This window comes from Bacillus sp. FSL L8-0199 (genome assembly GCF_038005705.1).
GTDB lineage: Bacteria > Bacillota > Bacilli > Bacillales > Bacillaceae_G > Bacillus_A > Bacillus_A cereus.
In genome coordinates, this window is record NZ_JBBOTS010000001.1 from 3,784,008 (window position 1) to 3,807,773 (window position 23,766).

The window sequence follows — 23,766 nt, forward strand, 5'->3', positions numbered from 1 at the left end:
AATAAAAATCAATATTTCGTCAATCCTATAAATACAGTTTCTTATTCCCTTCATATCCGAGGGTTTGGCTGTTAGCTTTTGTTAGCTGCTCTTTTTATGTTTTACACGAATAAAATTCTAAGTATTTTCCGATACTATGGAAGAATTTAAAAGGTAGTTTTAAATTCTTCCACTCTTGCTCTCTTGGTCGAGAGGCGAGCAGTTAGCTTTTGTGCTATCTGCTCTTTTGTTTCGTCCCTCCTCCTTTTTCTTAAAGACATCTTTACTCCTTCTAGAATAAAGTCAATAATTCAGCATATAATATCTATGCATCTAGATCATTACCTTTGTGTCGAGTAGTTAGACTGGGCTAGCTACTCTTTTATTTGTGACAAAATGAAAGTTTTTTAAATCATTATTATTTCCACATAATACTGTTAATTCTGCTTATACTATAGCTGTAACTTAAAGTTACATATCATTTACTTGTAGGGCCTAATTTTCTTTTGTACAACAAGTAGTTAGTTAACAAAACTAACTGCTTTGTTGTGTAAAATGTAGTTTTTATATAAAGTTTTCTCAATATCTATATTATGGAAATGAATTACCTTTTATGGTAGCGTATTGGTAATCCCATAGAGTTCTATTGTTCCATTAAAAAGGACCCATACCCCTTTTCGGGTCCTTTTTTAATGTTTTCTAATAAAATAGCGTTTTTATTAGAAATGTTTCACACTCATAAAAACATCACATATAATACCCTGTACCCCTTACCAACAAGAGGGATAGGCATTTTACCCAGAGCACTTCTATAAGTGCTCTTTTTATTTCACGATTAAATAACGATTTTATTTAAACTTGCACACACACACTAAAAACATACATACGATATAATCGTGGTCATCTTTTCAATCAATTCTTGGTCGTTGAGCGTCTTTCTTCCAAGGCGCTCTGTTTATATTCAGGATGTTATTGAGCTTACTTTACATCATTCTTTATCTCTTTCAGTTGCTCCATTTCTTTCTTTACCGATTCATCTATCATTCTTTTTTGCATGTCAGCTTTTTTGCTTTCTTCAGATCTAAACCCCAAATAGAATAGCCCACAAGTAATAACCGAACCTACAACGCATCCTAATAAGCCCCTCCAAACGGACTGATAAATACTCCTTAATACGAGGGATTTTAAAATCTTGCTCTTTTTCTAATTGCAAACAGGTTTCATAGAAATCAACTAGAAAATCCTGGTCCTTCACAGATTGAATCTCTTTTAAAACACACTTTTCAATGTTTACATTTTTAATTGGATTGAATTTCAACCAATTGATTAAGAACAATTCTTTTGTTTTTTGGTTGTAATTAATTTTTCCATACTCAGCAAAACGTTCTAATAGCTTCATAACAGTTTCACGGTTATATCCTGTATCAGTTTCAATGATACGAAGTGGAAGCTCATAGATTCCTGATTGAGACGTCTTACTGTTTGTCATCAAATATAAGTAGAAATACTTCTCCTCCGGTGTAAGATCTAAAACAAATGAATCCTGCCAAAATGAAACGTGTACTGGTCTATAAACTGCCATATTATTCATCCTCCCGTTTACATATCGCGAATCCGTCCTCTACACGTAATAAGCGATAATTCTTGTATCCTATTTTGAGATATTGTTTTACTAAGTAAATTAGGTGTTGCTCTGATGTTGCTTTTTGAAACACTTCAGGATTCAGCAACACTCTATGTAATGATTTGTCTAAAAGCATGTAGCACACTCCGTTGTTATACGAATGCTAATTTGATATAATTAATCCTAAGATCTTTGCAAGACCGTTTGTCTATCACTCTGCCAAGTGATAGATCTTTTTTATTTTCTACGTGTTACTAACGAAGCGTTAACTTCTCTTGCTCTTAAATCTTTAATTACTACACGATAACTCATAGACGCCTCATGTTCCTCTTTTGTATCACGAAGCATTTTAAATTCCCTTATACATCGCTCCAGCTCTTCTTCCCAGTGATTTGATTCTTCGGTTGATTCTGCATTAAACATGTTATAAATACATTCACTCATACAGTTACGAAGTTTATTAGCGAATGAGAAATCTCCTGGAAGAACTAGATCATGAAGATAATTGTTTTTATCATTCATAAATTACATCTCCTTTCTAATTAAATTAATGCTGTACGCATCGTTACAACCAGAAAGGAACATTGTAGAGGTATGGGAGGAACAATCCCTTTCTGGTCATAACGACAAGCACAGTGGCTTGTCCAAATGATTTATATAATGTTATAATTGCTTTACGATATTTTTCAGAGCTACTGTTGTCTAGACGGTAGCTTTTTTATTTACCCATTTATGCTTCAAAATAAATGATGCCTCTATAATTTTGATTCGAATCCCCAATAATTTCTTCTCTTGCTTTAACTCAACTGTTTTTGAATCTTCATTAAGTAATTCTGCTATTTTAATTTCACCAGTTAGTTTTGCATCATAACGAATTAATTCCTTATATTCTTTTAAACTAGGTTTCTTATAATCTACTGTCATTTTCCTTCCCCCTTTACAGCACCTTTGTTAAATTCATTAAGCTATCCACCGATTGAATAATAACGTTCTCCGCCATAGCCTTTTGCAACCAACTTCTTTGTATTTGTTCCATAATGCCAAAATGAACTTGTTCAAGAGCTTGAACTACACATTGAGTAGCTTGGATTGTATCGAAGATTTCTTTTGCATGAACTGCATATTCATGTTTCTTTTTTTCATCATGCTTCCATGACCTTGTTGTAACTTGTAAGTTCATGATTTCCTTTGCTGCCGCAATCCCCTCTTCGGCCTGTTTAATGTAGTTCATCAATTGTAGATTTAAATCTTGAGTTAAGCGTGGATCTGTAGGAGGTAACCCAACACCATAAATATGTTTGATTGCTTGTTGATTCAACTTTGCCCCTGTTGCATGGCACCAATCCATCGCAAGTTCAAATTCTGGTTTAGAAAGTCCAGATTCAATACGGGTTAATCTTTCATGTGTAATACCAAGGTACTTAGATAGCCCTTTCTTCGTTTTCAGCTGAACATTGTCACAACATTCTCTGGCATTCTGTAATAATTCTCCTATCGCTGAATTGCAGTATGTGCTTGTTCCCATATCTGTTCGCCTCCATATTTAGTTTTCAAATGGTTACAATGAACTTAGTACATATGTAACTTGTCTACTTTTCGTATAAAAAGAGAGGAACTATTCCTCAACGTTTGCTTTTACTTGTATCTCTTTGATGATGGCCCAACCAGCCTTGTAATATGCTTGACGGATTTTATCAATATCCTTTTGTGATTTTGGCTCAGGAGCCACAACATGGACTTTCGTTTTTCCAAATTCATAAGTCGCCGCATATTCTTCTTGTTGGCTCATGGTGTCACCTCTTGAAGTGCTTTCTATATTTGTATGCCACTAATTTGTTAGTACTGCCATATTAGTTGCTAACCATTTCAAAGCAGACCAATCATCGAAATATTAAAGCATCGGAAAACGACGAAGAATCTTAAATGCTTTCTTAAATCAAACATGTCATGACTTTCGCTACCTCAAATAGCCGTTTCTACTTCTTATATATACATTTCTCGTATATGAATTAACTATATAAGGAGGTCTAACCATGAAAACCGCAATCTACCTACGTAAGTCCCGTGCCGATCTCGAAGCTGAAGCTCGCGGCGAAGGCGAAACATTAGCAAAACACCGCACTACCCTGCTGAAAATAGCAAAGGAAATGAACTTAAATGTTCTAGCCGTCCGTGAGGAAATTGTTTCTGGTGAGAGCTTAGTGAAACGACCTGAGATGTTAGCATTGCTTGAAGAAATTGAAGATAACAAATATGATGTTGTTCTTTGTATGGATATGGACCGTTTAGGTCGTGGTGGTATGAAAGAGCAAGGAATCATTTTAGAGACGTTTAAACGCTCGAATACGAAGATTATGACACCTAGGAAGACTTATGACCTTAATGATGAGTGGGATGAAGAATATAGCGAATTTGAAGCGTTTATGGCTCGTAAGGAGTTAAAGATTATTACACGACGTATGCAACGAGGTCGTGTCGCCAGTGTAGAGGCTGGGAATTATCTAGGTACACATGCACCATTCGGATATGATATCCATCGCTTAAATAAGCGTGAACGTACTTTAACGATTAATCCAGAAGAAGCTTCAGTTGTAAGAATGATATTTGATTGGTATGCAAACGAGGATATGGGCGCTAACGCAATCCGAAGCAAATTAAATGATCTTGGCTACAAAAGTAAGCTAGGTAATGAATGGAACCCCTACAGCATCTTGGATATATTAAAAAACAATGTGTACATCGGAAAAGTGACTTGGCAAAAGAGAAAAGAAGTAAAACAGCCTGATGCCGTAAAAAGAAGTTGTGCTCGTCAAGATAAATCAGATTGGATTATTGCTGATGGCAAACATGAGCCAATCATACCGGAAAGTTTATTTGAACAAGTACAAGAAAAATTAAACTCAAGATATCACGTTCCTTACAATACGAACGGAATTAAAAATCCTCTAGCTGGCATTATTAAATGTAGTAAATGTGGTTATAGCATGGTCCAACGTTATCCGAAGAACCGAAAAGAAATGATGGATTGTAAACACCGTGGCTGTGAAAACAAATCAAGTTACACTGAATTAATTGAGAAGCGTTTACTCGAGGCATTAAAAGAATGGTACATCAATTATAAAGCTGATTTTGAAAAACATAAGCAAGATGACAAATTAAAAGAAACACAAGTTATTCAAATGAATGAAGCTGCATTACGCAAGCTTGAAAAAGAATTAGTGGATGTCCAGAAACAAAAAAATAATTTACATGATTTATTAGAACGTGGCGTTTACACAGTCGATATGTTTTTAGAACGCTCGAATGTAGTTTCTGACCGTATAACTGAAATTACTTCCACTATGGAAAACTTAAAGAAAGAAATTAAAACCGAAATTAAGAAGGAAAAAGTCAAGAAAGATACAATACCTCAAGTGGAGCATGTTCTTGATTTGTACTTTAAAACAGATGATCCCAAAAAGAAAAACAGCCTCCTAAAGTCGGTTTTAGAAAAGGCTGTTTATAAAAAGGAAAAGTGGCAAAGGCTCGATGATTTCGAACTTGTGCTTTACCCTAAGCTCCCTCAAGATGGCGACATATAAGCGTTTATGCTTTGTCGTCACCTTGTTGGTGTAATTAGATTTACTCCATTAAGCCCTAGAGCATCATTCGTCGAAACAGCCAATACGACAGGCTTGCCATTTCTTAACGTCGCTTTCGCTGCCATTAATACTGGAGAGTCTGTCATTGCATTTGCAAATTTACTCATAGAATTCCCTGTTAGTGGTGCAATTACCATACAATCTAGTGGAATTTTAGGTCCTAGTGGTTCTGCACCAACGATTGAATTAATTGCTTTAAAACCTGTTATTTCTTCAATCTTCTTAATCCACTCTGCTCCCTCTCCAAATCTAGTATTTGTTGATTGAACAGTGTAAGAAACAACAGGACGTACTTCTGCTCCCTCAGCAATTAATTTTTCTAAATGAGGCATTACTTCTTCGTACGTACAATGTGAACCTGTAAATCCGAAACCAATTCGTTTCCCCTTCAAACTCATTTCTTTTCCTCCTCCTTTGCAATTGCATCTGCTGCTAATAACTGAGAAAGAACATTTGCTAAAATTTGCCCAGCCGTTTTTGGGGCAACAATACCTGGTAATCCAGGTGCTAGCAATGCTTTGACTCCTCTTTTTTCCGCATATCTAAAGTCAGTACCGCCTGGTTTAGAAGCTAAATCAATCACTAACGTATGAGCTGGCATTTTTGCAATAACATTCGCTGTTACAACGAGATGCGGAATCGTATTAATTACAATATCGATATTTCCTACTTCTTTCTCTATGTCTTGCATATGAAAAGGAGAAAACATCATTTCTGTAATACGTGCAATATGTTCAGATCGTCTTGCTCCAACTTTGACATGGGCTCCTAATGATTGAAATGCTCTCGCAACACTCATTCCTGTTCTCCCAAATCCTAGAACCATTACATTGGACCCATGAATTGTATAGTCGGTATGTTGAATTACCATCATTAATGTACCTTCTACCGTTGGAATAGAATTGTATATTGCTACATCATCACGATCAAATAATTTAACAAGTTTTCGATTCGTAGTAGATACGAGATTTTCCAAGTAAGGTGTACCAATACCTGAATATATAGTAAAGTGTTCTGGTGTATTTTCAATTTGTTCTTTCGTTATTGAAACTTTTTCATTTGAAAAAATAGTATCTACTTCTCCTTTGGCATTTGTACCGGCAACCGGCAAAATAATTGCGTCTACAGAAGTGAAATCTAAATTTTGTATACTTTCTTTTGCTGCCCCTGTGAAACCATGATCTAACTGATCAAAACCTATCAAAGAAAGTTTCGCATCCAATTCAACTAGCTTACGAATTACTTCTAGCTGCCTTGCATCTCCTCCTATGACAGCAATATGCATCTCAGTCAACATTCCCTAATTCACCTTCTTTTTCTGTCATTTATAAGAAAAGTGCCTACTTTTTCTTTTTCCTCCACATCATATGTAATGTACGAGTTTATGGTGATTGAAAATCCAAATGCACATATGATTTATCAGGTTTCTATGTAGATACAAAAAAAGATGACCAAAATGGCCATCCTTCACTCCGAATTTGAACGATCTATACTATCACAAAGAAGCATATCGTGTCCGACTTTCTTTATTTGACTCCATGCCACTCTTACTTCTTGTGGTTCCTTTTTAAAACCTCCCCACTTCCCTACAGGTATTATAAGTGTTTGTATTTGTCCGTCTTTCTCATTAATCTCTAAATCCATATAACCTAGGGCTCCCATTTTTTCCGCTTTTTCTATATCTACAACCTCTTTACCGCTTAATTCACTTAATCGCATACTCACTCCACTCCCCTACTAAATTTTTCATTTGCATTGTCTATAATTAGTACCTATTCTATATGTATAAAAAAAATAACCTTCTCTCATTTAAAAAGAGAGAAGGTTATTTTCAGATACATCGTAAAAGTTGATTATAGTTTTATTCCTTTTGGAAGTTTTCCATCTGGACTAATTAATGCTGCAGAGAATTCATCTGTAAACATGTTACGAATTAACCCATCTACATTTTCTTTTGTTACAGTGTTTACACTTTCGATAATCTCATCAAGTGAACGATGCTTACGAAGTAGCAATTCATTTTTACCATTACGGCTCATACGACTATTCGTACTTTCTAAACTTAACATTAAGTTTCCTTTTAATTGCTCTTTACTATTAATAAGCTCTTTTTCTGTAATACCTGTATTTTTCAATGTTTCTAATGTTTCTTGCATTGTTTCATACAGTGTATCTAATTGTTGACTACCTGTTCCACCATACAGTGTTAACATACCTGTATCTTCATAAGAAGAATGGTAAGAAAATACTGAGTAAGCTAACCCACGTTGCTCACGTACTTCTTGGAATAAACGGCTACTCATACTACCGCCTAAAACGTTATTTAATACAATTAAGTTATAAATATCTTCGTGTCCCATTTGTAAGCCTTTATATCCTAAACATAAATGAGCTTGTTCTGTTTCCTTTTTACGTGCTACTTTGTTAAAATGGAAAATTGGACTATGTACTTGTTCACGGTTTGTTGTTCCTTCATAACTACCGAAATATTGCTCTACCGTTTGTAAGAAGGCTTCATCAATATTTCCTGCAACTGAAACAACTACATTTTCAGGTGTATAATGATCCTTAATATATTGGCGTAGCGTATCACCTGTAAACGTATCAAGTGTTTCTTCTGTTCCTAAAATAGGATATCCAAGCGGATGCGTTTCATATGTTGCTTTCGTTAACATATCATGCACAATATCGTCTGGAGCATCTTCGTACATTTTAATTTCTTCACATACGACATTCTTCTCTTTTTTCAATTCTTCTTCATCAAATGTTGAATTAAAGAACATGTCAGCTAATACATCTAAAGCATATTTAGCATGTTCATCTAGCACTTTTGCATAGTAACAAGTGTACTCTTTTGAAGTAAAAGCATTCACTTGCCCACCAATACTATCAAATGATTCTGCAATTTCGCGTGCACTACGTGTTTCTGTCCCTTTAAAGAACATATGCTCTAAAAAGTGAGAAATCCCGTTATTTTTTTCATTTTCATTTCTTGATCCCGCATGGATCCAAATACCAATCGCAACCGATCTTACAGTTGGTATATTCTCCATAACTATTCTTACACCATTTTTACAAGTATATTTTTTAATCAAAAACTTTCCTCCTACTGCCAGTTTCTCTAAATAAGTGCTATTATTTAATGATAACAAGTTTAAGGATGAATGTCATGCAAATGTATTTAATCCACACGTTTTTCATCCAGTAATTCTGTTATATTCCCTACTTTATATCCTTGTTCCTTCAATTTTTTAATCATTGTATCTAATGCTTCTGCCGTTGACGAAGTAGGATGCATTAATACGATAGCACCTGGGTGTATTTTTCTCATTACTCTCTGCAATAGTACATCTGGCTCAGGTCGCTTCCAATCGATTGTATCGACAGTCCACATAATCGTTCCCATTTGGAAATCATCAGCGATTTTCACGACTTCATCCCGAAAACTTCCACTCGGCGGGGCAAACCATCTCACCTTTTGATTCGTAGCAGCTTCAATCATTCGATTTGTTTTTTGTAACTGCTCTCGTATTTCATCAGACGATAGCGTTTTCATATTAGGGTGCGTATAAGAATGATTTCCGACTTCTTGATTTGCATCGACAATCATTTTTGCAAATCGTAAATTTTCTTTCACCCAACGTCCTTCTAAAAAGAAAGTCGCCTTCACATCATGCTTTTTCAATATTTCTAATATACGAGGCAAATACTCGTTTCCCCATGCCACATTTATTGTTAATCCCACCATCTTTTTATTCGGATGCCCCCTATAAATTGGAGCAGGTGATAAATCTTCTAAGTGGACACTCGGTGATACTTCCTTAAATTCAAGGTGTTTTTGATCAAATTCCTTTAGCTTCTTCATATTGTTATAGGATGCTTCCATATCAACTTGTCTTCCATTATATCCTGGTGTTGCTTTCCATATCTTATCAATCATCGCATTTTGAGGTGCAATCTCATATTGTTTTGCATGCTTTTGAATTTCTTCATATAAGTTATCCTGTGCAAAAACAGAATAAGAGCCTAAACTGACATATAAAGAAAATATACATATGTATGCCAATATACGAACTTTCATATAAACCCTCCCAAATTAACTATATAAAAAAACATTTTTCTTCTTATCTTTGTTAATTTGAGCGTTATAATGAAAACTATACCTATACTGACATAAAAATATATATAAATCATATTTTTACATAACAAAAAAAGCCAGTTAAACTGGCTTTCGCTTATTGCTGCTCTTGTTTGTTTTCTTCTTTAGCAGCTTCTTTTTCTTGCTCTTCTTTTAGCAATACTTTTCTAGATAGATTAACACGACCTTGCTTGTCAATCTCGATAACTTTAACCGTAATTACGTCACCGATTTTTACAACGTCTTCTACTTTACCTACACGCTCAAGTGCAAGTTCAGAAATGTGAACTAATCCATCTTTACCGCTGAATAATTCAACGAAAGCACCGAATTTCTCAACACGTTTCACTTTTCCTTCGTAGATTTCACCTACTTGTACTTCGCGAACGATATCTTCGATAATTTTCTTAGCTTTGTCGTTCATTTCTTGGTTTATTGAAGAAATGAATACTGTGCCATCTTGCTCGATGTCAATTTTAACGCCAGTTTCTTCAATAATTTTATTGATTTGTTTACCGCTCGGTCCGATAACGTCACGGATTTTATCTGGATTAATTGTCATTGTAATAATCTTTGGAGCGTACGCTGATAATTCAGTGCGTGGCTCTGGAATAACAGATAACATATGATTTAGAATGTGCACACGACCAACTTTCGCTTGTTGTAATGCCTCTTCTAAAATCTCACGAGATAGACCATCGATTTTAATGTCCATTTGTAGTGCAGTTACACCTTGTGCTGTACCTGCTACTTTAAAGTCCATATCACCTAAATGATCTTCCATACCTTGAATATCAGATAAAATTGTGTAATGCTCACCAGTTTTAACTAGACCCATTGCAATACCTGCAACTGGAGCTTTAAGTGGAACACCAGCATCCATCATTGCTAAAGTACTACCACAAATACTTGCTTGTGAAGTAGAACCATTTGATTCTAAAACTTCAGATACAAGACGTACTGTGTATGGGAAATCTTTTTCAGATGGAATTACAGGCTCAAGTGCGCGTTCTCCTAGTGCACCGTGACCGATTTCACGACGACCTGGTCCACGCATTGGTCTAGTTTCACCAACACTAAATGATGGGAAATTGTAATGGTGCATAAAGCGTTTTGATTCTTCTACACCAAGACCATCTAAAATTTGCACATCGCCTAATGCACCTAATGTACAAATACTTAATGCTTGTGTTTGTCCACGAGTGAACAAACCAGAACCGTGTGTACGAGATAAAATGCCAACCTCTGATGCTAATGGACGGATTTCGTCACCTTTACGGCCATCTGGGCGGATTTTTTCAACTGTAATAAGACGACGTACTTCTTCTTTTACAATTTTATATAAAATCTCATTTACTTGTCCTAATGTATCAGCGTCAGCTTCCTGCGCTTCGTAATGCTCAATAACACGCTTTTTCACTTCGTTAATTGCATCTTCACGTGCATGTTTCTCATGTACTTGAATTGCTGAATGCATATCTTCTTCAGCCATTTCACGTACAGCTTGGTTAAGATCAGCGTCAACTTCATAAAGTTTCACTTCTGATTTCTCTTTACCTACAGCTTGTACAATCTCTTCTTGGAATGCAATTAGACGTTTAATTTCGTCATGACCAAACATAATTGCTTCTAACATTGTTTCCTCAGGCACTTGATCTGCTCCTGCTTCAACCATGTTAATTGCATCTTTCGTACCAGCTACAACAAGGTGAATATCACTTTGTTCTTGCTGTTCTACTGTTGGGTTGATAACGAATTCGCCGTTAATACGACCAACTGTTGCACCCGCGATTGGACCTTCAAATGGAATATCTGAAATCGATAACGCTAATGAAGAACCAAGCATAGCTGCCATTTCAGAAGAACAATCTTGATCAACACTCATTACGATGCTGACAACTTGTACTTCGTTACGGAAACCATCTGCGAAAAGTGGACGGATTGGACGGTCGATTAAACGACTTGCCAAAATTGCTTTTTCACTTGGACGACCTTCACGTTTAATGAAACCGCCAGGAATTTTTCCGACTGCATATAAACGCTCTTCATAGTTTACTGTAAGTGGGAAGAAATCTACATTTTTTGCTTCTTTTGATGCAGTTGCTGTAGATAGAACCGCTGTATCGCCATATCTTACTAATACTGCTCCGTTCGCTTGTTTTGCAAGCTGACCAGTTTCAACTGTTAGCTGGCGACCAGCTAAATCTATCGAGAAGACTTGCTTTTCTTGACTCATTTAAGTACCCCTCTCAATTTAAAGTATTCAATTCTTCTATGTAAATGGATAGTATATCACAATATTCTACCTCTAGTATTGCCTAAAATTAAGTAAGCTATAAAGCGTAGAAGATATATTTTTACCTAACAAAAAAGCGGGAATATTCCCGCTTCTTTGACTATCGACGTAAGCCAAGCTTTGTGATTAATTCACGGTAACGTGTGATATCGCTATTACGAAGGTAAGTTAGTAAGTTACGACGTTTACCAACCATCTTTAATAGACCACGACGTGAATGATGATCTTTCTTGTGAGTACGTAAGTGCTCGTTTAGAGTGTTAATTTGCTCCGTTAGGACAGCAATTTGAACCTCTGGAGAACCAGTATCAGTCTCATGAGTTCTAAATTGTGCAATGATTTCATTTTTACGCTCTTGTGTTAAAGCCATCCTATTTCACCTCCTATTAATTAAACCCCCAATTACCTAGCAAGCGTCGGTGAGTCGCAATGCCAAGCAATGGTTGTCATAAAGTACATAACATAGAATACTACTTTTCATTTGAAAAAGCAAGTATATTCTTTTCGCTCACAAAATATTCTTGGGCTGTTTTCTTATCTTTTGCGATTTGTTCAACTAACTCATCAATACCGTTGAATTTCTTTTCTGCTCTTATACGCATATGCCACTCTACTGTAACATTTTGATCGTATATATCTTTGTTAAATTCAAATAAATGCACTTCAATTGATAATTGACGCTCATCTTCTTTAAAAGTCGGTTTATATCCAATATTACATACACCATCGTACCATTCATCGTGAACTTTTAATCTCACTGCATAAACACCTACAGGTGGCAATAAATACTCATCACTTAAACCTACATTAGCTGTTGGAAAACCAATTTGACGTCCACGTTTGTCGCCGTGTATAACTGTTCCCGCTACAGTATAGGCTCTACCTAAAATAGATGGAATTTGCTCCATTTCGCCATTTCGAATTAACTTTCGTAATGCTGTAGAACTTACTTTCTCTTCTTGAAATTCAACTTTTTCAATCACAGTCTGTGTAAACTCCCCTCTTGCATGAAATGGTAAAGTCTCCATCTTTCCTTTTCCTAAACGTCCATATGAATAATCAAACCCTGCTACTACATGCTTTACATTTAAACCAATAATATAATCATCTACAAATTGTTGCGGTAATAACCCTGCAAATGATTCATCAAATTTAATTACATATAATATATCGATTCCTAAGCTTTCGACTATTTTTTCTTTATCGCGCATCGGTGTAATATACTCCACATGCGCATCCTTTTTTCCTAAAACAACAGATGGATGAGGATGAAATGTCATAACTGCACTTTTATATCCTCGGTCGTCCGCTATTTTTTTCGCAGTTCGAATTACACATTGATGTCCTAAATGAATGCCATCAAAAAATCCTAATGCCATTACAGTAGGTGGTAATTCTAATTTATTTTGTTCATGTGGATGAGTTAAATGAATAAGTTTCACGCTTGAATTCACCTTTTTCTGTAATAATCCTTCCAATAATTCATTATAGCTTTAGTTCTTGATTATTCACAAGTACTTTCATCGGCTTTAACATACCAGGATGTTTCGGATGATGTTCATAAATTGCTAAGCAACGATCATTTTTATCAAACACTGTAATAAATGGTGCTGTTATTTCTAATTCATTTTTTAAGAACATACCATTCTTTATTTTCTCTGCTTGCTTTTCATCTACAACCATTTTTGGAAACTTACTTAATGCTTCATCAATTGAAATGAAGATAGACTCTACTGTTCCATTTTGCACGTTTTCTTCAATTTCTTCAAATGATATGCAATCTTCTAATAAAAATTCACCAGATGCCGTTCTTATAAGGTGCGACATATGTGATGGGAAACCAAGTTTTTCCCCGATCATTACAGCTAACGTTCTTACATATGTTCCTTTACTACACGTTACACGGAAACGGAATGAAATATTTTCTCCTTCAAAAACTTCACGATCATCAAGTAATATGAATTCATGAATTGTAATTGTACGAACTGGACGTTCCACCTCTTGCCCTGCTCTTGCATATTCGTATAATTTTTTCCCGTTTACTTTTACAGCCGAGAACATTGGTGGCATTTGTTCAATCGTGCCTGTTAATTCCGCAAGGACTTTCTCTACTTCCTTACGAGTAATAGTACGATCTACATTTTTCGTTTCAACAACCTCACCAGAAGCATCTTCAGTTGTCGTTGAAAACCCTAATGTTACTTCACCTTCATATGTTTTCGTTTCACTTGTTAAAAATTGTGCAATTTTCGTTGCTCTTCCAACGCAAATTGGTAATACTCCTGTTACATCAGGGTCTAATGTTCCCGTATGACCAATTCTCTTTTCTCGCAATATCTTTCTTAATTTAAATACACAATCATGTGATGTCATGCCTTTTGGCTTATGTAATAATACTACACCTTCCATATATGTTCACCTCATCATAATTCTCTCGTAGTAAATATCCAAAACTTATTTTGCATTGAAAAAATGGATAGACAAATGTCTATCCATTATTCTTCACGTTTACCGTCTTTATTAATTTCATGTAAAAGTGTATCAATTCGATGACCATATCCGATAGACTCATCAAACTCAAAGGTAATTTCTGGTGTTTTACGAAGACGAATACGTTGGCCAATTTCTGAACGAATAAAGCCTTTTGCCTTCGCTAAACCTTTTAAAGTATTTTCTTTCTGTTCTTCATCACCTAAAACAGAAATATATACTTTAGCAATTTGTAAATCACCACTCACTTGTACATCAGTTACTGTAACAAATCCAATACGTGGGTCTTTAATTTTACGACTGATAATGTCGCCTAATTCTTTTTTCATTTGCTCGCCCACACGGTTCGCACGTAATTTCATAACTCTTCACCTCATTCAATACCATTCCAAATGTGTTATTGTACGTTCAATTTCAGGAAATGAATCGATGTACTCAAGTACACGATTCATTTCTTTCTCACAGATAACACGATTTGAGGATACGGAAACAATTGCAATTTCTGTACGTTGCCATACATCTTGGTGCCCAACTTCAGAAACAGCTACATTATAGCGCTGTTTTACACGAGTTAACACACGTTGTAAAATTGCACGTTTCTCTTTTAAAGAATGCACATCGTAAATCATACACTCGAATGAGAGTGAAGCGATAATCATCGCTTCACTTCTTCCATAATGTACGCTTCAATGATGTCCCCTTCTTTAAGATCATTATATCTCTCAATTGTAATACCACACTCATAGTTTTGTGCAACTTCTTTTACGTCGTCTTTGAAACGTTTTAACGTATCAAGTTGTCCTTCGAAAATTACTACGCCGTCACGGATAATACGTACGCCACTATCACGCGTAATTTTACCGTCTGTTACGTAACAACCTGCGATTGTTCCAACTTTTGTTACTTTAAACGTTTGACGAACTTCTGCTTGACCGATTACTTTTTCTTCGAATTCTGGATCAAGCATACCTTGCATAGCTGCTTCAATCTCTTCGATTACTTTATAAATAATACGGTGTAAACGAATATCAACGTTCTCTAATTCAGCTGTACGCTTCGCGTTCACATCTGGACGTACGTTAAATCCAATTACAATTGCATTAGATGCAGAAGCTAAAATGATATCAGATTCTGTAATCGCACCTACACCAGTGTGAATGATTTTAACTTTTACGCCTTCAACATCAATTTTACGAAGTGATGCTGCCATCGCTTCAACAGAACCTTGTACGTCTGCTTTTACGATTAAGTTAATTTCTTTTACATCGCCCTCTTGGATTTGTTGGAATAAATCTTCAAGGCTTAATTTAGATTTCTCACCACGTTGTGCAACTAACGCTTCTTGTGCACGTGATTCACCAATTTGACGAGCTTTCTTCTCATCAGCAAATGCCATGAAACGATCTCCAGCCTGTGGTACTTCGTTTAAACCAGTAATTTCAACAGGAGTTGATGGACCAGCAACTTTTACACGACGACCAATATCACTTACCATTGCACGAACACGTCCGAATGAAGTTCCAACAACGATTGGATCTCCAACTCGAAGCGTACCATTTTGAACAAGTAATGTCGCGATAGTTCCTTTACCTTTATCAAGCTGTGCTTCGATTACTGTACCAGTTGCATAGCGGTTTGGATTTGCTTTATATTCTTCTACTTCACTTACAAGAAGGATCATTTCTAGTAAGTTGTCAATGCCTTCGCCTTGAATTGCAGAAATTGGTACGAAAATAGTATCTCCGCCCCAAGCTTCTGGAACTAATTCATATTCAGTTAGTTCTTGCATTACGCGATCAGGGTTTGCAGCTGGTTTATCCATTTTATTCACAGCAACAATAATTGGTACTCCTGCTGCCTTCGCATGGTTAATTGCTTCAACCGTTTGTGGCATAACACCGTCATCCGCTGCAACAACAAGGATTGTAATATCCGTTACTTGTGCCCCACGAGCACGCATCGTTGTAAATGCTGCGTGACCAGGTGTATCTAAGAATGTAATCTTCTTATCGTTTACTTCAACTTGATATGCACCGATATGCTGAGTAATTCCACCCGCTTCGCCTGCAGTTACTTTTGAGTTACGAATAGAATCCAGTAATGTTGTTTTACCATGGTCAACGTGTCCCATGATTGTAACTACAGCTGGACGTTCTTTTAAGTTCTCTTCATCATCTTGCTCATCAATGAATGTTTCAAACTCAGTCTCGCTTACAATTACTTCTTCTTCTACTTCAATACCGTAGTCGTTAGCAATTAACTCAATTGTATCTTTATCCAAGTCTTGGTTAATTGTTGCCATAATTCCAAGCATGAAGAGCTTCTTAATAATTTCAGATGGCTCTTTGCTTAATTTTTTAGCAAGATCTCCTACTGTAAGGCTTCCAGAGAAAGTAATTTTATCTGGTGTTTCTACAATTTGAGTTTGTTGTCTACCAGCAAAGTTCTCTTGACGTTTGTCTTCGTTTCCTTTGCCTTTTTTCTTTTTCTTATTGCTGTTCTTTTTACTGCGAACAACTTTTTCTTCTACTTCAAACTCATCTGCAACAGAAGGTTTTTCAGTTTGATATTCATTATCTAATTTATTTACTACTTCATCGTCTAACATTGTCATATGATTCGAAACCTCGATATTCATTTCTTTTAGTTTTGTCATAAGATCTTTACTTGAGATATTATGTTTTTTTGCATATTCATGCACTCGAATTTTACTCATACCTTCACCCCCGGTAATTTGTATCGAGCATGCTACGCAGCTTTTTCGCAAAGCCTACATCTAACACAGCTACAACGACTCGCTCATCTCTCCCAATCGCATGCCCTAATTGTTGTCGATTTTCGACCTTTCTCATTGGTACGTTGTAGTACGTAGTTTTATCTGTGATGCGTTTTGTAGTATTTACTGACGCATCTTCAGATAGCAATACAAGTTTTGCTTTGCCACTTCGTACTTCTTTTAAAACGAGTTCTTCACCCGAAATAATTTTCCGAGCCCGGTTTGCTAGTCCTAAAAACGATTTCCAATCGGACACTTATTTCGACTCCTTCTCAACAAGCTCAAGAAGCTCTTCATATAAAGAACCGTCGATTTTCGCTTTTAGATGATGTTCCAAAACATTTTTCTTTTGAGCTTGAAGAATGCTCTCCTTGTCCTTCGACAAGTAAGCACCTCGTCCTGATTTTTTCCCAGTTAAATCAATGGACACTTCTCCCTCTTTGGAACGAACAATGCGAACGAGCTCTCGTTTTGATTTCATTTCTTGCGTTGCAACACATTTTCGTAACGGAACTTTTCGATTGCTCATACTCATCACCTCTATTCGATTTCGTCTTCCACTGAATCGAATCCAAATGCGATTACCCTATCTTCTTCTGTTACAATACCAAGTTGTTTCGCATCAGACTCACTCTTAATATCAATTTTCCAGCCTGTTAATTTAGCTGCAAGACGTGCATTTTGTCCACGCTTACCGATAGCTAATGATAACTGGTGGTCTGGAACAACTACTGTTGTCGCTTTTTCTTCTTCATCTACAAGTACTTTAACAACTTGTGATGGGCTTAATGCATTTGCAACATATTCAACTGGATCATTTGACCAGCGGACGATGTCAATTTTTTCACCTTTTAATTCGTCTACAATGCGTTGTACACGTTGTCCTTTTGGTCCTACACAAGAACCAACTGGATCAACATCAGTGTTCTCTGCATATACAGAGATCTTAGAGCGATCGCCAGCTTCACGTGCTACAGAACGAATTTCTACAGTTCCATCATAGATTTCAGGAACTTCCATTTCGAATAAACGTTTTAAAAGACCAGGATGTGTACGTGATACGTAAATTTGTGGTCCTTTTGTCGTTTTTTCTACTTTCGTAATGAATACGCGAATACGATCATGTGGTTTGTATTGCTCATTAGGCATTTGCTCACTTACAGGTAATAAAGCTTCTACTTTTCCTAAGCTTACATAGATGAAACGAGCATCTTGACGTTGTACAATACCTACCATAATATCTTCTTCACGGTCACTAAACTCAGAGTAAATAACACCGCGCTCTGCTTCACGCACTCGTTGTGTGACAACTTGTTTTGCAGTTTGTGCTGCAATACGACCAAAGTCTTTTGGTGTTACTTCAATTTCTAGTACGTCACCATCTTGGTAGTTTGGATTAATTTGTCTTGCTTCCTCTACAGAAATTTCAAGACGTGGATCAAACACATTGTCTACTACGTCTTTACGTGCTAAAACTTGAATTGTTCCCACTTCTGGGTTAAAGCTCACACGAACGTTTTGTGCTTGATTAAAATTGCGCTTATAAGCAGAGATTAAAGCTGCTTCAATCGCATCAATAATAATGTCTTTGCTAATGCCTTTTTCAGATTCTAATACGAGCAAAGCATCTAATAACTCAGTGCTCATGAAGATCCCCCTTCTAACTAAAACGTAACAGCAAGTCGCGCATTTGCGACTTTATCCATCGAAATTTGGATTTCTTTTTTACGTGTTTTAATTGTTAATAATAATGTTATTGTTGTACCATCGTAAGAAAGCAGTTTTCCTTCAAACATCTTTTCACCATCAATCGGCTCATATGTTTTAATTGCCACTTGTTTTCCTACCGCTTGCTGGAAGTCTTTTTCTTTCTTTAATGGGCGTTCCGCTCCAGGAGATGATACATCCAAAAAGTAAAGATGAGGAATTGGATCCTCTTTATCTAAAGCTTCGCTTAAACGTTCACTTACCGCACCGCATTCTTCAATGTCGACTCCCTTTTCAGAATCGATGAATACGCGTAAGAACCAGTCTTGTCCTTCTTTCACATACTCTACATCTACAAGTTCAAGATTTAACTCTTCAACGATCGGCTGCGCAAATGCTTCTACAACTTCTGTGACTTTCTTATCCATAAACAGCCTCCTTCCTGCCGTCATGTACCATTTAAAAGAAGAAGACCCCGCCACTTTAAAAACGGTCTATCTTATTCTTTCTCGTTAGCTAACAAAAGCCCCTGCTGTTCAGCAGGGATTATCTGTCTTAGTATTACCAAATTTAAGAAGTAAAACTTGTAACAAAATATGTATATACGACAGAAATCTTTTACCTATCTACGTAGAGAAAACATAGATAGTAACACGAAAGAGTGGGTTTCCCCACTCTTTTCTTTACACAATATACATGACATGGTTATCTCGGTTAATAGTATATCATAGGAAATGTTGATTTGCAAAGACTTTTCCTACCTACTAGAACAGTGATAACTGGTTTTGATCCGGTAAATCTCCTAAACAACCTTGACTATCTAAATACTCAATAATTGTTTTCGAGACCTTACTACGCTGCTGCAAGTCCTCTTTTGATAAGAAGTCTCCATTTTTACGTGCTTCCACAATACTTAAAGCTGCGTTTGTACCAAGACCAGGTACCGCATTAAATGGAGGAATTAATGTGTCTCCATCAATAATAAATTCTGTTGCATGTGAGCGGTATAAATCCACCTTTTGGAATGAGTATCCTCGCTCACACATTTCAAGTGTCATTTCTAGTACTGTTAATAAACTTTTCTCTTTCGGCGCTGCATCCAATCCTTTTTGAGCAATTTCATCAATTCTTGCACGTATAGATGCTGAACCTTTCGCCATTGCCTCTACATCAAAATCATCTGCACGAACTGTAAAATATGCGGCATAGAATAACAGTGCAAAATGTACTTTAAAATATGCGATACGTACAGCCATAAGTACGTAAGCAGCCGCATGGGCTTTAGGGAACATGTATTTAATCTTCTTACATGAATCAATATACCAACCTGGTACATTATTATTTTTCATGTCTTCTTCCCATTCTTCCGGTACACCTTTACCTTTACGAACCGACTCCATGATTTTGAAGGCTAATGATGGATCTAGACCTTGATAGATTAAATATACCATGATGTCATCACGACAACCGATAACTTCGCTCAGCGTACATGTACCGTTATAAATTAACTCGTTTGCATTACCAAGCCATACGTCAGTACCATGTGATAGTCCAGAAATTTGGACTAACTCTGAGAATGTCGTCGGTTTTGTCTCTTCTAACATCTGTCTTACGAATTTTGTACCAAACTCTGGTATACCAAGTGTACCTGTTTTACAGTTAATTTGCTCTTCTGTTACCCCTAACGATTCTGGACCAGAGAAAATTTTCATTACTTCTGGATCATCCGTTGGGATTGTTTTCGGATCAATACCACTTAAATCTTGTAACATACGAATAACGGTCGGATCATCGTGTCCTAGTATATCAAGTTTTAATAAATTATCATGAATCGAGTGGAAATCAAAATGCGTTGTTCTCCATTCAGCACCAATTGAATCAGCTGGGTACTGTATTGGTGAGAAATCAAAGATATCCATGTAATCTGGCACAACGATAATACCGCCTGGATGCTGTCCTGTTGTACGTTTTACACCGGTACACCCTGCTACTAAGCGATCAATCTCTGCATTTCGAATCGTTAAGTTATGATCATTTGCATAACCTTTTACATATCCGTAAGCAGTTTTTTCCGCAACTGTACCAATCGTTCCTGCACGATATACATAGTCTTCACCGAACAGTACTTTCGTATAGTTATGGGCACGTGGTTGGTATTCCCCGGAGAAGTTCAAATCGATATCGGGCACCTTATCTCCTTTAAATCCAAGGAACGTTTCGAAAGGAATGTCATGTCCATCTTTTACATATGGAATATTACAAGCAGGACATTCTTTATCTGGTAAGTCAAAACCAGAACCTACAGAACCATCATTAAAGAATTCTGATTGCTTACACTTCGGACATACATAGTGTGGTGGTAATGGGTTTACTTCTGTAATTTCCATCATCGTTGCAACAAATGATGACCCTACCGATCCACGCGAACCTACTAGATATCCGTCTACTAACGATTTTTTCACAAGCTTATGTGAAATTAAATAAATTACGGCGAATCCATGCCCAATAATACTTTTTAATTCTTTTTCTAAACGTGCTTCTACAATTTCCGGTAGCTCTTCACCATAAATGCTACGCGCCATTTTATAACTCATATCACGCGTTTCATCATCAGCACCTTCAATTTTCGGTGTGTATAGATCGTCTTTTACTGGATGCACATCACCAATTAATGACGCAATCTTTTGTGTATTTGTTACAACAACTTCTTTCGCTTTGTCTTCACCTAAGAATGAAAAACATTCTAACATTTCATCAGTTGTACGGAAATGTACTGGCGGTAATGAATGTCGATTTAACGGATTGGCTCCGCCCTGCGAACTGACTAAAATTTTACGATACATCGCATCCTCAGGGTCTAAATAATGCACGTTTCCTGTAGCAACAACTGGTTTATCTAACGTCTCACCTAGTTTTACTAAGTTAGAAATAATTGTTTTTAATTGACCTTCGTCTCGAACAAGCTCACGTTCTACTAAATGACGCAACACCTCTGGAGGCATTACTTCAATGTAATCATAGAACTGGGCAATTTCTTCTACCTCTTCAGGTGCCTTTTGCATCATTGCCTCGAACACTTCACCTTTATCACAAGCCGTTCCTACTAAAATCCCTTCACGATATTTTTTTAATAGTGATCTCGGCACACGTGGTACACGGTAAAAGTAATTAAGGTGAGAATATGAAACAAGTTTATATAAATTTTTCAATCCAACATCTGATGTGGCAAGTAACGTCATATGACTTGGACGGCCACGCTTATACGCATCCCCTTGTCCCATGCTATCATTTAATTGATCGTGATATTCAAATCCCTTTTCAATTACGTCTTTCAACATTTTCACAAGTAAATATCCCGTCGCTTCTGTATCATAAATCGCACGGTGATGTTGTGTTAATTCAATATCAAGTTTTTTACACATCGTATTTAATCGATGATTTTTCATTTCTGGGAATAAAAATCGTGCAAGTTCTAACGTATCAATAACTGGATTATTCGTTTTTTCTAGTCCAGCCTTTTTAAAACCTACGTTAATAAAGCCCATATCAAAGCTCGCGTTATGGGCAACAAGTGTATGGTCGCCCATCCATTCCTCAAACTTTTTAAACACTTCGTCCACTTCAGGTGCATCAGTTAACATATCATCCGTAATACCTGTCAATTCAATAATCGTCGCTGATAATGGTTGATGTGGATTTGCGAAAGATTCAAAGCGATCAATAATTTCGCCACCCTTTACTTTTACGGCAGCCAACTCAATGACTGTATCGTATACAGCTGATAAACCTGTCGTCTCAACGTCGAAAACAACATACGTTTCCTCTGCAAGTAAACGATGCGCTTCGTTATACGCTATCGGTACACCATCATTAACTAGATTTGCTTCTACACCATATATAACTTTAACACCAGCCTTCTTCCCTGCAGAATACGCCTCTGGGAAGGACTGAGCCACGGCATGATCTGTAACCGCAATAGCCTCATGTCCCCATTTACCAGCTTGAGCAACAAGCTTAGAAACTGGAGTGACAGCGTCCATTTGACTCATCGGAGTATGGAGATGCAGCTCTACTCGTTTTTCGCCTTCTGGTGCTTTATCTTTACGAGACGGTCCTGTTATTTCATTAATATCATTTGCAATCATTACTAAATCTCGAACGAATGTATCATTTTGAACAGAACCACGCGCTTTCACCCACATTCCTTTTTTCAAGGACTGCAGCATTGGAATATCTTCTTTGTCACGTGAGAACATTTTGATCATAATAGAATCCGTATAATCCGTTATTTTTAAAGTTAATAACGTACGCCCACTACGAAGCTCTTTTGTTTCTACATGGAAGACATATCCTTGAACCGTTTTTCTTCTTTCTTCATCTTGAATTTCTCGCATCGGTGTAATCTCTTCATCTGGCTTAATAAGATACCCGAGTGTAATCGGTCCTTCATACACAACGCTGCTTTCTTCAGCTTGCTTCTTCGCCATTTCTTCCATAGCTTGTATAACACGCTCACGGTCTTCTTGCTGCGTTTGTTCACGAAACTTTTGCATTTCTTCTGTATTTTGCTGTATATGTGTGTCTAACTGAAAACGCGGGAATCCAAAAACTTCGTATTGATCCCCTACTGGTTTCGCAACGTTTTTCTTTAAAGCCGTAGACTCCAGCTCGTTATTTACATTTATTAGCAACTTCACTCCATTCACCTGTGGAAGCTGCTTCTTTAAGTATGCGAACATAGGTGAAAATGTAATTCGTTCCGTACAAAGCGGCCAATACGCCCTCACTTCTTCTTCTGTAAATTGTTTATTCTCTGTTTCTAATGCAAATGTTGTTCTTGCAATATGAGAAAATGATTGCTTAAGCTTTGTTTCTAGCAATTCATATAATTCTGTAGGCAAAATACGTGGCACTTGTAAATCAAAATGCCAACTTTTATTCGCTTTATCAATAACGAGCCTTTCAATACCACCGCCTTGTAAATATTGATTTATAAGGTCGTCTGGTATTTGCAACTGCTGGAGCAAAATTTGAAATCGCTCTTGTTGTTCATTTGTTAAAGACATAAGCACTCTCCTTCCATTTGCTATTATAAATTGAAACGTACCACAAAGA

General features: G+C 36.6%; 22 protein-coding genes and 2 pseudogenes. 1 reads left to right on the top strand and 23 read right to left on the bottom strand.

Going from position 1 to position 23,766, the window contains the following annotated elements:
• Nucleotides 1–1,111: 1,111 nt before the first annotated feature.
• From NST86_RS19290 to NST86_RS19315, 6 genes and pseudogenes are all read right to left on the bottom strand, one after another.
• Nucleotides 1,112–1,561 (bottom strand): annotated as a pseudogene (locus NST86_RS19290) (DnaD domain-containing protein); the annotation flags it as partial.
• A gap of 1 nt (nt 1,562) precedes the next feature.
• The gene (locus NST86_RS19295; RefSeq protein WP_170964273.1) at nt 1,563–1,739 is read right to left on the bottom strand and encodes a hypothetical protein; all 177 of its coding nucleotides are present in this window, start codon (nt 1,737–1,739) and stop codon (nt 1,563–1,565) included.
• Between the two features lie 101 nt (nt 1,740–1,840).
• On the bottom strand, nt 1,841–2,125 hold the full coding sequence (locus tag NST86_RS19300) for a hypothetical protein (RefSeq protein WP_016118537.1): 285 nt from the start codon (nt 2,123–2,125) through the stop codon (nt 1,841–1,843).
• A gap of 180 nt (nt 2,126–2,305) precedes the next feature.
• A complete protein-coding gene (locus NST86_RS19305; RefSeq protein WP_016118538.1) occupies nt 2,306–2,527 on the bottom strand; it encodes a hypothetical protein in 222 nt (73 codons plus the stop codon).
• 13 nt (nt 2,528–2,540) lie between these two features.
• The gene (locus NST86_RS19310) at nt 2,541–3,128 is read right to left on the bottom strand and encodes a hypothetical protein (RefSeq protein ID WP_016118539.1); all 588 of its coding nucleotides are present in this window, start codon (nt 3,126–3,128) and stop codon (nt 2,541–2,543) included.
• 90 nt (nt 3,129–3,218) lie between these two features.
• Nucleotides 3,219–3,392, bottom strand: coding sequence for a hypothetical protein (locus tag NST86_RS19315; RefSeq protein ID WP_000082592.1), 174 nt, complete (start codon nt 3,390–3,392; stop codon nt 3,219–3,221).
• Between the two features lie 244 nt (nt 3,393–3,636).
• Here NST86_RS19315 and NST86_RS19320 point away from each other — a divergent pair, with 244 nt between their 5' ends.
• Nucleotides 3,637–5,184: a recombinase family protein gene (locus NST86_RS19320; RefSeq protein ID WP_227593084.1), complete on the top strand. Its 1,548-nt coding sequence runs from the start codon at nt 3,637–3,639 to the stop codon at nt 5,182–5,184.
• A 32-nt stretch (nt 5,185–5,216) separates the two neighbouring features.
• Here the strand turns inward: NST86_RS19320 and dpaB are convergent.
• The 17 genes and pseudogenes from dpaB to NST86_RS19405 form a co-directional block, all read right to left on the bottom strand.
• Nucleotides 5,217–5,642: pseudogene (dpaB, locus tag NST86_RS19325) on the bottom strand (dipicolinate synthase subunit B); the annotation flags it as partial.
• Entirely contained in the window at nt 5,639–6,541 is a 903-nt protein-coding gene (gene dpaA, locus NST86_RS19330) for a dipicolinic acid synthetase subunit A (RefSeq protein ID WP_000954735.1), read from the bottom strand. The gene dpaA and the pseudogene dpaB, both read right to left, overlap by 4 nt.
• 170 nt (nt 6,542–6,711) lie before the next feature.
• Entirely contained in the window at nt 6,712–6,963 is a 252-nt protein-coding gene (locus NST86_RS19335; protein ID WP_001239756.1) for a YlmC/YmxH family sporulation protein, read from the bottom strand.
• Nucleotides 6,964–7,097: 134 nt separating this feature from the next.
• Nucleotides 7,098–8,339 carry a M16 family metallopeptidase gene (locus NST86_RS19340; RefSeq protein ID WP_000592989.1) on the bottom strand — a complete coding sequence of 414 codons (1,242 nt, stop codon included), beginning with the start codon at nt 8,337–8,339 and terminating at the stop codon, nt 7,098–7,100.
• An 86-nt stretch (nt 8,340–8,425) separates the two neighbouring features.
• Complete coding sequence (locus NST86_RS19345) at nt 8,426–9,325, bottom strand: polysaccharide deacetylase family protein (protein WP_000868232.1); 900 nt, start codon at nt 9,323–9,325, stop codon at nt 8,426–8,428.
• Nucleotides 9,326–9,479: 154 nt separating this feature from the next.
• Nucleotides 9,480–11,618, bottom strand: a complete 2,139-nt coding sequence (pnp, locus tag NST86_RS19350; protein ID WP_000076737.1) for a polyribonucleotide nucleotidyltransferase — start codon at nt 11,616–11,618, stop codon at nt 9,480–9,482.
• 160 nt (nt 11,619–11,778) lie between these two features.
• Nucleotides 11,779–12,048, bottom strand: a complete 270-nt coding sequence (rpsO, locus tag NST86_RS19355; RefSeq protein WP_001229392.1) for a 30S ribosomal protein S15 — start codon at nt 12,046–12,048, stop codon at nt 11,779–11,781.
• A gap of 100 nt (nt 12,049–12,148) precedes the next feature.
• A complete protein-coding gene (ribF, locus tag NST86_RS19360) occupies nt 12,149–13,120 on the bottom strand; it encodes a bifunctional riboflavin kinase/FAD synthetase (protein WP_000766702.1) in 972 nt (323 codons plus the stop codon).
• Nucleotides 13,121–13,163: 43 nt separating this feature from the next.
• On the bottom strand, nt 13,164–14,087 hold the full coding sequence (gene truB / locus NST86_RS19365; RefSeq protein ID WP_000399348.1) for a tRNA pseudouridine(55) synthase TruB: 924 nt from the start codon (nt 14,085–14,087) through the stop codon (nt 13,164–13,166).
• Nucleotides 14,088–14,173: 86 nt separating this feature from the next.
• Entirely contained in the window at nt 14,174–14,530 is a 357-nt protein-coding gene (gene rbfA, locus NST86_RS19370; protein ID WP_000776437.1) for a 30S ribosome-binding factor RbfA, read from the bottom strand.
• A 15-nt stretch (nt 14,531–14,545) separates the two neighbouring features.
• Nucleotides 14,546–14,827 carry a DUF503 domain-containing protein gene (locus NST86_RS19375; protein WP_000582363.1) on the bottom strand — a complete coding sequence of 94 codons (282 nt, stop codon included), beginning with the start codon at nt 14,825–14,827 and terminating at the stop codon, nt 14,546–14,548.
• Nucleotides 14,824–16,884 carry a translation initiation factor IF-2 gene (gene infB, locus NST86_RS19380; protein ID WP_000036343.1) on the bottom strand — a complete coding sequence of 687 codons (2,061 nt, stop codon included), beginning with the start codon at nt 16,882–16,884 and terminating at the stop codon, nt 14,824–14,826. The genes NST86_RS19375 and infB overlap by 4 nt, the downstream gene beginning before the upstream one ends.
• 4 nt (nt 16,885–16,888) lie before the next feature.
• Complete coding sequence (locus NST86_RS19385; protein WP_001286524.1) at nt 16,889–17,200, bottom strand: YlxQ family RNA-binding protein; 312 nt, start codon at nt 17,198–17,200, stop codon at nt 16,889–16,891.
• Entirely contained in the window at nt 17,201–17,473 is a 273-nt protein-coding gene (gene rnpM / locus NST86_RS19390) for an RNase P modulator RnpM (RefSeq protein ID WP_000071127.1), read from the bottom strand.
• A gap of 11 nt (nt 17,474–17,484) precedes the next feature.
• Entirely contained in the window at nt 17,485–18,591 is a 1,107-nt protein-coding gene (gene nusA / locus NST86_RS19395; protein ID WP_000102603.1) for a transcription termination factor NusA, read from the bottom strand.
• 17 nt (nt 18,592–18,608) lie between these two features.
• A complete protein-coding gene (rimP, locus tag NST86_RS19400) occupies nt 18,609–19,079 on the bottom strand; it encodes a ribosome maturation factor RimP (protein ID WP_000359096.1) in 471 nt (156 codons plus the stop codon).
• A 336-nt stretch (nt 19,080–19,415) separates the two neighbouring features.
• On the bottom strand, nt 19,416–23,717 hold the full coding sequence (locus tag NST86_RS19405) for a PolC-type DNA polymerase III (protein ID WP_000060005.1): 4,302 nt from the start codon (nt 23,715–23,717) through the stop codon (nt 19,416–19,418).
• Nucleotides 23,718–23,766: the final 49 nt, after the last annotated feature.

Bases quoted from the DNA above. Each gene is read 5' to 3' on its own strand.
- rimP (WP_000359096.1), bottom strand. From the start codon at position 19,079: ATGGATAAGAAAGTCACAGAAGTTGTAGAAGCATTTGCGCAGCCGATC.
- dpaA (WP_000954735.1), bottom strand. From the start codon at position 6,541: ATGTTGACTGAGATGCATATTGCTGTCATAGGAGGAGATGCAAGGCAG.
- NST86_RS19335 (WP_001239756.1), bottom strand. From the start codon at position 6,963: ATGCGATTAAGTGAATTAAGCGGTAAAGAGGTTGTAGATATAGAAAAA.
- rnpM (WP_000071127.1), bottom strand. From the start codon at position 17,473: ATGAGCAATCGAAAAGTTCCGTTACGAAAATGTGTTGCAACGCAAGAA.
- NST86_RS19345 (WP_000868232.1), bottom strand. From the start codon at position 9,325: ATGAAAGTTCGTATATTGGCATACATATGTATATTTTCTTTATATGTC.
- NST86_RS19310 (WP_016118539.1), bottom strand. From the start codon at position 3,128: ATGGGAACAAGCACATACTGCAATTCAGCGATAGGAGAATTATTACAG.
- nusA (WP_000102603.1), bottom strand. From the start codon at position 18,591: ATGAGCACTGAGTTATTAGATGCTTTGCTCGTATTAGAATCTGAAAAA.
- NST86_RS19300 (WP_016118537.1), bottom strand. From the start codon at position 2,125: ATGAATGATAAAAACAATTATCTTCATGATCTAGTTCTTCCAGGAGAT.
- rpsO (WP_001229392.1), bottom strand. From the start codon at position 12,048: ATGGCTTTAACACAAGAGCGTAAAAATGAAATCATTGCACAATTTAGA.
- NST86_RS19405 (WP_000060005.1), bottom strand. From the start codon at position 23,717: ATGTCTTTAACAAATGAACAACAAGAGCGATTTCAAATTTTGCTCCAG.
- NST86_RS19305 (WP_016118538.1), bottom strand. From the start codon at position 2,527: ATGACAGTAGATTATAAGAAACCTAGTTTAAAAGAATATAAGGAATTA.
- NST86_RS19375 (WP_000582363.1), bottom strand. From the start codon at position 14,827: ATGATTATCGCTTCACTCTCATTCGAGTGTATGATTTACGATGTGCAT.
- NST86_RS19295 (WP_170964273.1), bottom strand. From the start codon at position 1,739: ATGCTTTTAGACAAATCATTACATAGAGTGTTGCTGAATCCTGAAGTG.
- NST86_RS19320 (WP_227593084.1), top strand. From the start codon at position 3,637: ATGAAAACCGCAATCTACCTACGTAAGTCCCGTGCCGATCTCGAAGCT.
- NST86_RS19315 (WP_000082592.1), bottom strand. From the start codon at position 3,392: ATGAGCCAACAAGAAGAATATGCGGCGACTTATGAATTTGGAAAAACG.
- pnp (WP_000076737.1), bottom strand. From the start codon at position 11,618: ATGAGTCAAGAAAAGCAAGTCTTCTCGATAGATTTAGCTGGTCGCCAG.
- rbfA (WP_000776437.1), bottom strand. From the start codon at position 14,530: ATGAAATTACGTGCGAACCGTGTGGGCGAGCAAATGAAAAAAGAATTA.
- infB (WP_000036343.1), bottom strand. From the start codon at position 16,884: ATGAGTAAAATTCGAGTGCATGAATATGCAAAAAAACATAATATCTCA.
- truB (WP_000399348.1), bottom strand. From the start codon at position 14,087: ATGGAAGGTGTAGTATTATTACATAAGCCAAAAGGCATGACATCACAT.